General features: G+C 39.3%; 13 protein-coding genes, 10 tRNA genes and 1 rRNA gene. All 24 read left to right on the top strand.

The annotated features are described in order from the left end of the window. The first annotated feature begins 21 nt into the window (after positions 1-21). Complete coding sequence (gene alr, locus BM163_RS05525; protein ID WP_089801009.1) at positions 22-1137, top strand: alanine racemase; 1116 nt, start codon at positions 22-24, stop codon at positions 1135-1137. 164 nt (positions 1138-1301) lie between these two features. Next, on the top strand, positions 1302-1559 hold the full coding sequence (locus BM163_RS05520; RefSeq protein WP_089801129.1) for an antitoxin: 258 nt from the start codon (positions 1302-1304) through the stop codon (positions 1557-1559). A 10-nt stretch (positions 1560-1569) separates the two neighbouring features. Beyond that, entirely contained in the window at positions 1570-1920 is a 351-nt protein-coding gene (locus tag BM163_RS05515; protein ID WP_089801127.1) for a type II toxin-antitoxin system PemK/MazF family toxin, read from the top strand. Between the two features lie 306 nt (positions 1921-2226). Further along, a complete protein-coding gene (gene rsbRA, locus BM163_RS05510) occupies positions 2227-3096 on the top strand; it encodes an RsbT co-antagonist protein RsbRA (protein ID WP_089801007.1) in 870 nt (289 codons plus the stop codon). A gap of 4 nt (positions 3097-3100) precedes the next feature. Next, on the top strand, positions 3101-3457 hold the full coding sequence (locus tag BM163_RS05505) for an STAS domain-containing protein (protein WP_089801005.1): 357 nt from the start codon (positions 3101-3103) through the stop codon (positions 3455-3457). A 2-nt stretch (positions 3458-3459) separates the two neighbouring features. Continuing rightward, complete coding sequence (locus BM163_RS05500; RefSeq protein ID WP_089801004.1) at positions 3460-3861, top strand: anti-sigma regulatory factor; 402 nt, start codon at positions 3460-3462, stop codon at positions 3859-3861. A 19-nt stretch (positions 3862-3880) separates the two neighbouring features. Next, the gene (locus tag BM163_RS05495; protein WP_089801002.1) at positions 3881-4891 is read left to right on the top strand and encodes a PP2C family protein-serine/threonine phosphatase; all 1011 of its coding nucleotides are present in this window, start codon (positions 3881-3883) and stop codon (positions 4889-4891) included. A 68-nt stretch (positions 4892-4959) separates the two neighbouring features. Further along, positions 4960-5295 (top strand): STAS domain-containing protein, encoded by a 336-nt coding sequence (locus tag BM163_RS05490; protein ID WP_089801000.1) that lies wholly within the window; start codon positions 4960-4962, stop codon positions 5293-5295. A gap of 1 nt (position 5296) precedes the next feature. Continuing rightward, positions 5297-5773, top strand: coding sequence for an anti-sigma B factor RsbW (gene rsbW / locus BM163_RS05485; RefSeq protein ID WP_089800998.1), 477 nt, complete (start codon positions 5297-5299; stop codon positions 5771-5773). Continuing rightward, positions 5745-6536 (top strand): RNA polymerase sigma factor SigB, encoded by a 792-nt coding sequence (sigB, locus tag BM163_RS05480; RefSeq protein WP_089800996.1) that lies wholly within the window; start codon positions 5745-5747, stop codon positions 6534-6536. Before rsbW ends, sigB begins: the two co-directional genes overlap by 29 nt. Continuing rightward, positions 6536-7144, top strand: a complete 609-nt coding sequence (locus tag BM163_RS05475; protein ID WP_089800994.1) for a SpoIIE family protein phosphatase — start codon at positions 6536-6538, stop codon at positions 7142-7144. Before sigB ends, BM163_RS05475 begins: the two co-directional genes overlap by 1 nt. 101 nt (positions 7145-7245) lie before the next feature. After that, positions 7246-9423, top strand: coding sequence for a Tex family protein (locus BM163_RS05470; protein WP_089800992.1), 2178 nt, complete (start codon positions 7246-7248; stop codon positions 9421-9423). A gap of 129 nt (positions 9424-9552) precedes the next feature. Further along, entirely contained in the window at positions 9553-10020 is a 468-nt protein-coding gene (locus BM163_RS05465) for a SprT family protein (protein WP_089800990.1), read from the top strand. 262 nt (positions 10021-10282) lie between these two features. Next, positions 10283-10357 (top strand) — tRNA-Asn (locus BM163_RS05460). Between the two features lie 4 nt (positions 10358-10361). Further along, a tRNA-Ser gene (locus tag BM163_RS05455) sits at positions 10362-10452 on the top strand. 20 nt (positions 10453-10472) lie between these two features. Continuing rightward, positions 10473-10547, top strand: a tRNA-Glu gene (locus BM163_RS05450). Positions 10548-10561: 14 nt separating this feature from the next. Then, a tRNA-Asp gene (locus BM163_RS05445) sits at positions 10562-10638 on the top strand. A 7-nt stretch (positions 10639-10645) separates the two neighbouring features. Then, positions 10646-10720, top strand: a tRNA-Gln gene (locus tag BM163_RS05440). 97 nt (positions 10721-10817) lie between these two features. Beyond that, positions 10818-10890 (top strand) — tRNA-Lys (locus BM163_RS05435). A 23-nt stretch (positions 10891-10913) separates the two neighbouring features. Further along, a tRNA-Leu gene (locus BM163_RS05430) sits at positions 10914-11000 on the top strand. A 58-nt stretch (positions 11001-11058) separates the two neighbouring features. Further along, a tRNA-Arg gene (locus tag BM163_RS05425) sits at positions 11059-11135 on the top strand. Between the two features lie 12 nt (positions 11136-11147). Continuing rightward, a tRNA-Gly gene (locus tag BM163_RS05420) sits at positions 11148-11221 on the top strand. Positions 11222-11225: 4 nt separating this feature from the next. After that, positions 11226-11302, top strand: a tRNA-Ile gene (locus BM163_RS05415). Between the two features lie 100 nt (positions 11303-11402). Then, positions 11403-11650: ribosomal RNA gene (locus BM163_RS05410) — 16S ribosomal RNA — on the top strand; the annotation flags it as partial.

The following is an 11650-nucleotide window of genomic DNA, read 5'->3' as shown; positions in this document are numbered from 1 at the left end:
AGATAGAAAGGAAGTTGGAAAATGCAGTACCGGAACGCACAAGCAATTATAGATTTAGACGCAGTTAAACAAAACATCCTCACTCTAAAAAAACAACTCCCTAAACAAACAAAGATACTTGCAGTTGTGAAGGCGGATGGCTATGGTCATGGCGCTGTAGCAGTTGCTAAAAAAGCGCTCGCTTCTGGTGCAGCTGGCTTATGTGTTGCTATATTAGAAGAGGCTGTCTCGTTAAGAGAAGCTGGAATTAAGGCGCCCATTCTTGTGATGGGTTACACGGATCCTTCGTATGTAGGGATTGCTGAACGCTTAGATATTCAACTGACAGCTTTTCAATGTGAGTGGTTAGAAGAAGCTAAACGTCATCTTGAGCATTCAGTTAGTCTTCATATTAAACTAGATACAGGTATGGGGCGATTAGGCTTGCGTGATGTAGACGATGTTCGGTTATTTTTAGAAGCGCTAAACCTTTCATGTTTTAAGGTGACGGGTGCTTTTACACACTTCGCAAAAGCAGATACGGCAGATACGGCATATTACGTAAAACAAGACCGTCGGTTTAGAGAACTGATTGAGCCGATTAAACATATATATAAAGACACGATTATGTATCATACAGGAAATAGTGCTGCGAGCATGCAGTTTCCAACAGATATGTATGATGCGGTGAGGTTTGGTATCGGCCTTTATGGCCTTTACCCTTCTCCGCACTTAAAGGAGCATCCACCTTTTACATTAGTACCGGCCCTTTCGATTACAACGCAACTGGTTCATGTGAAACGATTAAATAAAGGTGAAAAACTCAGTTACGGTCTGACGTATGAGACGAAGGAAACGGAGTGGATTGGGACGATTCCAATAGGTTATGGTGACGGTATTCAACGCCGGATGCAAGATTTTGAGGTCCTCATTGGTGGAAAGCGTCAGCCGATTGTTGGCCGAGTTTGCATGGATCAATGCATGGTGAAATTAGACAAAGCATATCCTGTTGGTGAAAAAGTTACTTTTGTTGGTAAGGATCATCGAGAGGTGATTACTCTGGAAGAGGTAGCGGAACATTTAAATACAATTAACTATGAAGTGAGTTGTTTATTAACTCCGCGATTACCGAGACACTATTTAAATGAAGACGAGTGACAAGTTATACACTAAAAACTTCATGAAATAAGGTTTTCAAAACACTCTTAGTGTAATTAGCTTTTAAAATCTGTCAATTACACCTTTAATTTTAAATCATTAGATGATATGATGAAAGGGATCATAATTGAACAGGAATCGTGTTGGAGGTGTTGGTTTTGTCAATGGACATGCAGGAAGTTGTTGTCAAATTACCCGACTATTTAATGGAAGAAGTCAAAGGTGTAATGACAGAAGAACAGTGTAACTTTGAAGATTTGATTTTTAAAGCAACAAAGTGCTACCTCGAAGAACGAAGAGAACGGCAAATCCGCGAGGATATGCGACAAGGCTACTTAGAAATGGCAAAGATTAATTTGTCCATTGCTTCTGAAGCTTTTTTAGTTGAACAGGAGGCAGAGCGCCTAGTGAGTGGGGTGTAAGCGATTGACTCTGATAGTAAAGCGCGGTGATGTTTATTTTGCAGACCTTTCACCGGTTGTTGGCTCAGAACAAGGTGGAACCAGACCGGTGTTAATTATACAAAATAATATAGGTAATCGATTTAGTCCAACGGTTATCGTTGCAGCAATTACCGCTCAAATTCAAAAAGCAAAGCTGCCGACCCATGTGGAAATCAACGCTGAAAAGTATGGCTTTGAAAGGGACTCTGTTATTCTCTTAGAACAAATTCGCACCATAGACAAACAGCGTTTGACAGATAAAATTACACATCTCGATCAGCCGATGATGGATAAAATCAATCGGGCATTAGAGATTAGTGTAGGTTTAGCCAATATTTAAATAAAAAAGTACTTGTCTCTTAACTGAATTGACAGGTGCTTTTTTTGATATTTATGTATAGTGTCAATCTTTGTTTATAATAGTATTACCGATGTTGGCTTGGTGCGCCATTAAGATGTTTAAGGAAGCGTACTTGTTAAGATAATAATATAGGTAATGACTATCTAAATGACAGAAAGTTTAGTAAAATGATAAATAGGCATACACTTTGTATCCTTTGGATTTTAAGTGTATTAATGGTAAAGTAGAAGTATCTGTTAGAATATTTCATATTGTACATAATTATAAAAAAAGGTGGTTATCCATTTGCCAAAACGTGTAGATAAAATCGTAATAGATAATAGTGATGTGATCATTAAAAATTGGCTTAAGATTGTATCGGATAAAAAACAAAATGATTATACGTCATCTATTTCAGATGAATTGTTTCAAAGTACCAACCGGGAATTTGTCAATGTTATTTTTGATAGTTTGGGGAATGGTGGTATAACAACGGAATTGGAATCATTCTCAGAACGATTGGTGAATTTAGGTTGGCCGCTCAGTTATTTAACAGATGGGTTACAAACTTTTCGACGTGTCGCGATTGATTTTGTGTTGAGTCAGCATGATAAAATTGATACTGACCTCTTCTCTATTATACTTGATCGAGTGGATAGTTGGGTTGACCCTATTATTAATAAATTAGTTAATGAGTACTCCGGGAGTTGGGAGCATACAGTCTCTCTTCAACGTGTGGCATTACAAGAGCTATCAGCACCGTTAATTCCAGTGATGCGCAATATTACTATTATGCCGCTCATTGGAACAATTGATACGGAGCGCGCGAAGCTCATTATGGAGAACTTATTGGATGGTGTGATTAAGCATAATGCTGAGGTTGTGTTAATTGATATTACTGGTGTACCTGTTGTAGATACGATGGTAGCACACCATATTATTCAAGCAGCTGAGGCGGTTCGGTTAATTGGTGCAACATGTATTTTGGTTGGGATTAGACCAGAAATTGCTCAAACGATCGTTAATTTAGGTATTGATTTAGGTAAGTTTCCAACAAAATCATCATTAAGAAAAGGATTTGAAACAGCGTTAGAGCTTACGGGACGAACCATCTATCGCGAAGATAAGAAAGAAACGATTGTTAAAGATATTATGAACCAATTATCGGAGGGGTGAACACATGCGAATTCCAATTTTAAAGTTGCACAATTACTTACTCATTTCAATTCAAATTGATCTAGATGATCAATCTGCGATCCAATTTCAAGAGGATTTACTAAATAAAATTCATAAAAGTGGTGCGACAGGCGTGGTCATTGACTTAACAAGTGTTGATATTATCGATTCTTTTATTGCTAAAGTTCTTGGTGATGTTGTCACAATGTCTGATTTGATGGGAGCGAGAGTGGTTCTAACCGGTATTCAACCTGCGGTAGCGATGACGTTAATTGAACTCGGCATTCATATGCAAGATGTTCAAACCGCCTTAGATTTAGAACAAGGGTTGATAAAACTTCGCCAGGAACTGGAGGGGTAATGATGGAAATAAAGCCCTGTGTAAATATACGACAAGAGTGGGACATCGTTGGTGCCAGACAATTAGGGCGTGAAAAAGCAAAAGAACTTGGCTTTGGAACGGTTGACCAAGCGCGAATTGCAACAGCCATTTCTGAATTAGCGCGTAACATTTATTTGTATGCCGGGACTGGAAAAGTGTATTTTGAAACAATTGATCGCTTAGATAAAAAGGGTTTAAAGGTTGTCGCAGTTGATGAAGGACCGGGTATTCGTGACTTGAGTCAGGTCATGCAAGATGGCTATTCAACTTCGGGAGGTTTAGGTGCAGGACTGCCTGGTGTCAAGCGCTTGATGGATACATTTGAGATTAACACCGAGTGGGGTGAGGGGACAGAAATCATTGCAGTAAAATGGGTAAGATAAGTTCAGAGGGGGTGGTCAGGTGAAAAAAGAGAAACTAGATTTAGAGGATTATCGAAAATTGTTGAAACAGTACTTATTGACGCATGATGAAACAGCACTCTATCAAGCGGAGCAACTCAGTAAGTTGTCTGTTCAACACAATGTTTCACCTGAAGAAATAATCCATGTGCATATTGAGGCTCTAAAAGAGTTATACCCCAATTTACAAAAGGAAGTGAGCGATTCACTAAATTTTCTCTTGGAAGCAATGATATCCTATGGTCTTGCCTTACAAGAATATCAATCACTTAGAGAAAAGCAGTCGGCATTAGAGTCAGAAATATCTGTTGCGGCTAATATGCAAAAAACACTTCTTCAAACAAAAAAACCAACAATTAAGGGATTAGATATTGGTGCGGTTAGTGTGCCGGCTAATCAGATGAATGGTGATTATTATCACTTTATCGAAGGGGCGGATGGTACGTTAGGTATAGCTTTAGCTGATGTGATTGGTAAGGGTGTACCGGCCGCGCTTGCGATGTCGATGATAAAATATTCAATGGACAGTTTTCCAGAACAATTGCGGCAACCAGCACAAATTTTAGAGAGTTTGAATCGTGTAGTGGAACGAAATGTTGATACAAGTATGTTTATTACGATGTTTTATGGTTTATATAACCCGGTGAGTCAAACGTTTGGTTTTAGTTCGGCAGGTCATGAACCGGGATTTTTCTACTTTCACGAGACCGAATCATTTAGTGAAATTACTGCAAGAGGGCTTGTATTAGGCGCGACTTCAGACGCGCGTTACAATGAAGAAATAATGACAATAGCTGAAGGGGATGCCATTATACTCTTAACTGATGGTGTAACTGAGTGCCACTTAGGTGATCGTTTCATCGAACGTGATGAAGTGTTAGAAGTTATTAAGCACTATTTACATCTCCCGGCTCAAGAAGCAGTAGAGAAAGTATATAAACATTTTGAACGACTGCAAGATTTTCATTTGCGAGATGATTTTACATTGATTATTCTAAAAAAAGAAAACTAATTATGTTTACTCGATGACACATGAGGGTAATACATTAAGCAATGGACATGGCGGAAGGAAGGTAAAATATGAATATTAATTTATCAATTGATGTCATTGAGAAAGACAATCAAACAGAACTAATAGTAACGGGTGAGATTGATGCATTTACGGCGCCGTTACTTAAAGAGAAATTATTACCAGCCACGGCAAAAGAATCAGAAAAAATAATCGTGAATTTACAAGATGTAGCCTATATGGATTCAACAGGTTTAGGGGTCTTTATCAGTGCCTTGAAATCAACCAAAGAACATGGGTCGACATTAACGCTAGTTAATCTTCAAGAACGAGTACATCGTTTATTTAAAATAACAAGCTTGGACTCAATTATTGCAATTGACACAACAGTACGGGGTGGAGAATAGAATGGAACATTTTGATTTTATTGAGATGAAATTACCGGCCAAACCTGAATATGTTGGTGTGATTCGTCTGAGTGTCTCGGGTATTGCTAACCGGATGGGTTTTACTTATGAAGATATAGAGGACTTAAAAGTAGCAATTTCTGAAGCGATGACAAATGCAACAACACATGCTTATGAAGAAAATGAGGGTGGAGAAGTTACGATTGGTTTTGGTGTTTATGCTGATCGATTAGAAGTAATGGTTGCCGATCATGGCGGCAGCTTTAATTTAAGTGATGTAAAGAAACAGACCGGACCGTACCAACAATCAGAGTCGATTGAAAATTTACGTGAAGGTGGATTTGGACTATTTCTCATTGATGCGCTAATGGACAAAGTAGAAATTAAGAGTGGCTACGGTGTCATAGTATTAATGACGAAAAATCTTCCTACAAATGAGGTGGGCCTTGATGACGACCAAATCTCAACCACTCAATAAACGTGGCGATGAGGTTTACCAATGGATTGCACACCTACAGAAGAATCCAAGAGATGAAGAAATTCAAGAAAAAATCGTGTTAACTTATCAGGATCTTATTCGTTCAATCGCACGTAAATATGCGAAGAATAATTCGATTCATGAAGATCTTGTACAAGTAGGGATGCTAGGGTTACTGGCAGCGATTCGCCGCTATGATCCGACTTTAGGTAAAACCTTTGAATCATTTGCGATCCCTACCATTATCGGGGAAATCAAACGATTTATTCGTGATAAAACATGGAGTGTTCATGTTCCGCGCCGTATTAAAGAGTTAGGACCGAAAATCAAGAGAGCGACAGAAGAATTAACGACCATTAATCAACGGTCTCCATCAGTAAAAGATATTGCTGAGTATCTAGAGGTAACAGAAGAAGAAGTACTTGAAACGATGGAAATGGGCCAAAGTTATAAAGCGTTATCTGTCGACAAGAAAATCGAAGCGGATTCAGATGGGTCTACAGTTTCTATTTTAGATCTTATAGGTCAGCAGGATGAAGCGTTCGACCGGACAGACTTGCGGATGTTGTTAGAAAAGGTGTTACCAATTTTAACCGAACGCGAGCAAAAGATTTTGCAATATACTTACTTTGAAAATAAAAGTCAAAAGGAAACGGGTGACTTACTTGATATTTCACAGATGCATGTCTCAAGAATTCAGCGGCGCGCGCTATTAAAGTTACGTGAAGCGCTACAAGCTGATGGTATTGGAGTTAATGACTAATGCCAGTGTTTGAACATGTGCACATCTCTGTGTACCAAAAATCCAAAGTAGGCAATTATTATTGTGGTGATAGCTATTATTACACTGAGACGGACGATTATTTTCTTGCGGTTGTTGCTGATGGATTGGGTTCGGGTGAAGTGGCTAAAGAGTCATCACAAGCAGTCGTTGATACGATTAAAGAATACCCCGAAGCTTCAGGTAACGATTTAATGCAACGTCTTAATCAAGCGCTAATTGGTAAGCGGGGTGTTGTATTAGGGATTCTAAGATTAGATTATCACGCTAAAACATACACTTATACATCGATTGGCAACATTGGTTTGATGACGATTGACCACCAAACGTTAAAGAAACGTAACATTCCAATTTCAGGTTATTTAGGTGTTTATCCACGCAAAATGAAAGAAATGCGAGAAGAATTGGAAGAAGGCACGATGTTCGCCATCTTTTCTGATGGTGTACATGCGAGGGAATTATCGCATGTCTTGTTTCAATTAGATGATGTTCATGATATCACAGATCAGTTTTACCAGATGATGGTTGAAAAAAGAGACGACGATACGACGCTTGTCGTATTAAAGTATTTGCCAAATCGGGGCAGATAAATATCTTTATATGTAAAGAGAGTAGGGGGAGACCTTTACTCTCTTTTTGTGTTTTGAAAAAAGTTTGGTAAAATAGATAGATAGAAGTGGAGGAATGAAAAATGACAACACAATTAGACGAACATTTACTAGGCGTTGTCGCCAAAGATGTTGATATTAAGACGGCGATAGTTAAAGAAGTTATCGGTTTATTAACAGAAGGTAATACAGTACCTTTTATTGCACGCTATCGGAAGGAACAAACAGGCGGACTTGATGAGGTGCAAATTAAAGCAATTGAGGATCGCTATCAATACATAAATCAATTAGAAGAAAGAAAAGATGAAGTTATTCGATTGATCGATGAGCAAGATAAGTTAACAGATGAGCTGTTATCTGATATTAAAGCAGCTACACAGTTGCAACGCTTAGAAGATTTGTATCGTCCATACAAACAAAAACGCCGGACAAAAGCAACGGTTGCTAAAGAAAAAGGCTTGGAACCGTTAGCTCTGGCTATTTTCAATCAAGAAGTAAAAGATTTATCGGCTTGTGCAGAAGAATTCATTAATAAAGAAGATGATTTATTAACAATTGATGACTGTTTAGCTGGGGCCAATGACATCATTGCAGAGTGGATAAGTGATGAGGCGACTTACCGAGAACACATTCGAAAGTTGACATTAAATGACGGTAAAATCGAAACAAAACTTAAAGACGAGTCTATTGATGAGAAAAAGGTTTATGAGATGTACTATGATTTTGAAGAGAAACTAAAAACACTCGTTAGTCACCGTGTACTGGCATTTAATCGTGCAGAAAAAGAAGGTGTTATTCGAGTTGGAGTAATTGCACCCGTTGATCGAATCGAGTCTGATATAAAAAGACAGCTAATTAAACGACAAACATCAGAACCTGTCAAAGAGTTCTTGAATGAAGCGATTAAAGATAGTTATAAACGATTGATTGCTCCATCGATTGAACGTGAGATTCGTACGATGTTAACAGAACAAGCAGAAGAAAAGGCCATTGATATTTTTGGTAAGAACTTAAACAATCTTCTATTACAACCACCACTTAAAGGTCGAACAATCTTAGGCGTGGACCCTGCGTTTAGAACGGGATGTAAACTAGCGGTCATTGATGAAACGGGTAAAATGTTAAAAGTAGGTGTCATTTATCCAACAGCGCCTAAAAATGATGTGAAAGGTGCAACAAAGGCCATACGGGAATACATTGATCGCTTCCAAGTAGATTTAATTGCTATTGGTAACGGTACTGCTTCGCGTGAAACGGAGCAGTTTATTGCGGGTGTCATCAGTGATGCTGGCCTTGATGTGCCGTACTTAATTGTCAATGAAGCTGGGGCAAGTGTATATTCAGCCTCAAAACTCGCAAGGGAAGAGTTTCCTGATTTGCAAGTAGAGGAAAGAAGTGCGGTATCCATTGCTAGACGCGTGAGCGATCCCTTAGCAGAGCTTGTCAAAATTGATCCTAAGTCAATTGGTGTTGGACAATATCAGCATGATGTAAGCCAAAAACGATTAAATGAAGCTTTAACATTTGTTGTTGAAACAGCAGTAAATAAAGTAGGAGTTAATGTTAATACAGCCTCAGAATCACTGCTTCAATATGTCTCAGGGCTCAGCAAAACGGTAGCTAAAAATATTGTTACTTATAGAAACGACGTTGGAAAATTCACTTCTCGTACGCAATTAAAGAAAATTCCGCGTCTTGGTCAAAAAACATATGAACAAAGTATTGGTTTTCTACGTATACCTGAAGGGAAAGAACCACTAGATCGCACGCCGATTCACCCAGAGAGTTATAAAGAGACGAAGGCATTACTTAAACAGATGGGCTACACGACAAAACGTTTAGGAGAAGATGCGCTCATTGAAGCGTTAGACTCTTTGGATATCAACGAAACTGCTAATAAGCTAGATATTGGTAGGTTAACTCTCGAAGATATTATTAAGGCGCTAAAAAGTCCAGAACGCGATCCTCGTGATGCTTTCCCACAACCGTTGCTAAAAAAGAATGTCTTATCAATGGAAGATTTAACGCCTGGTCTAGAACTAGAAGGTACTGTTAGAAATGTGATTGACTTTGGTGTCTTTGTTGATATTGGTGTTAAACAAGATGGGTTGGTCCACATTTCGAAAATGGCTAATCGCTTTGTTAAACATCCGATGGATATTTGTTCAGTGGGTGATGTTGTCACAGTCTGGGTTGATAGCGTGGATACACAAAAAGGAAGAATTGCCTTAACGATGATCAAACCGAATCAACAAGTTTGATAATTGAATTTCAAGTTTTTTTAAAAGAACAAAGTGTCATGCTGAAATTTTAGAAGCGGAGTAGTCGTCGATACTATTTCTAATAGTATCGATGTACTGTTCTATTATATATAGAAAGAGTGAGATTGAATGACAGACAATGATTTGCAAAGATTAGTTGCGGACATTTCATTGAAATACTTTTATCGCCCCTTTAGGCATCGGGCGGTATTTAATAATAGGTTAAGGACAACGGGTGGACGATACTTATTAAGATCACATTACATTGAGATTAATCCAAAGTATTTGACCGAATGTGGTAAGGAAGAATTGATTGGTATTATAAAGCATGAACTGTGTCACTATCATTTACACCTTGAAAATAAAGGTTATCAGCATAAAGATCGTGATTTCAAACAATTAATGAAAGAAACGGGTGCGCCAAGACATTGTCAGTTGCTCCCTTCAGAACTTCATCGTAAGAAACGTCAATCAGCCAAACGTTATTTGTATACGTGTTTATCGTGTGGGTTAAACTATGAAAGAAAAAGACGGATGAATCCAGCGCGTTATCGTTGTGGTAAATGTGAAGGTAAATTAAGTGAACAAATGCTTTAGCATATCGTGATATATCATGGGAGCTTAAGCTGTCCAAGCGATCTAAGTTGACGAAAAGAAAGTATGTATAAGGAAAGTTTAACTTTTTATTAAAAAGCTATTGACGAATGGGTGAGATATATGGTAATTTTATTTAGGTCGTCAACACGACTTCGTAAACAAGTAGCTTGAAATGCAGAAAAAAATTCGATCAAAGTTGTTGACAACTCACTTCATATATAGTATATTATTAAACGTCGCTGATGCGGCAAACAAACATTATTCCACAGTAGCTCAGTGGTAGAGCAATCGGCTGTTAACCGATCGGTCGTAAGTTCGAATCTTACCTGTGGAGCCATTACGGAGAAGTACTCAAGTGGCTGAAGAGGCGCCCCTGCTAAGGGTGTAGGTCGTGTAAGCGGCGCGAGGGTTCAAATCCCTCCTTCTCCGCCATTGGATTTTAAATGATTAATGGCCCGTTGGTCAAGCGGTTAAGACACCGCCCTTTCACGGCGGTAACACGGGTTCGAATCCCGTACGGGTCACCATCTAATTTCATATTGGTCCGGTAGTTCAGTTGGTTAGAATGCCTGCCTGTCACGCAGGAGGTCGCGGGTTCGAGTCCCGTCCGGACCGCCATTTTTATTGGGCTATAGCCAAGCGGTAAGGCAACGGTTTTTGGTTCCGTCATGCGTTGGTTCGAATCCAGCTAGCCCAGCCATTTTATTTTTTGAGTAATAAGGGTAGAATGTCGATTCCTTTAAAACTAATCGTTTTGAAGGTTTTCTATTTCTTGCTAAAATTTCTTAAAAAACAATGAGCCATTAGCTCAGTTGGTAGAGCATCTGACTTTTAATCAGAGGGTCGAAGGTTCGAATCCTTCATGGCTCACTTTTTTATTTTGACCTTACTAAGCGGTCGTGGCGGAATGGCAGACGCGCTAGGTTGAGGGCCTAGTGGGTGAATAACCCGTGGAGGTTCAAGTCCTCTCGACCGCACCATAAATTGTTCTTGACTTTTGTTGCAGGATATAATATAATAGAAAACGTCGCAAATTTAGCGCCCGTAGCTCAATTGGATAGAGCGTTTGACTACGGATCAAGAGGTTAGGGGTTCGACTCCTCTCGGGCGCGCCATAATAGATTGATGCGGGTGTAGTTTAGTGGTAAAACCTCAGCCTTCCAAGCTGATGATGAGGGTTCGATTCCCTTCACCCGCTCCATTATGGGCCTATAGCTCAGCTGGTTAGAGCGCACGCCTGATAAGCGTGAGGTCGGTGGTTCGAGTCCACTTAGGCCCACCATTCATTTGACCATTGAAAACTGAATAACACACACAGTAAGTTAAGAAATAAAGTAAGACAAGCTAGTGCTTGAAACCAGAGTAAAGTATTACTCATCAATTTTATTGAGAGTTTGATCTTGGCTCAGGACGAACGCTGGCGGCGTGCCTAATACATGCAAGTCGAGCGCAGGAAACTAAGTAGATCCCTTCGGGGTGATACTTTGTGGAATGAGCGGCGGACGGGTGAGTAACACGTGGGCAACCTACCTATAAGACTGGGATAACTCATGGAAACAGGAGCTAATACCGGATAACCGGTGCGTTCGCATGAACGCACTTTAAAAGGCGGCATTTGCTGTCACTTATA

Origin of the sequence: Halolactibacillus alkaliphilus (genome assembly GCF_900115465.1) — a bacterium.
GTDB lineage: Bacteria > Bacillota > Bacilli > Bacillales > Amphibacillaceae > Halolactibacillus > Halolactibacillus alkaliphilus.
This window is presented reverse-complemented; position numbering and strand designations above follow the sequence as displayed.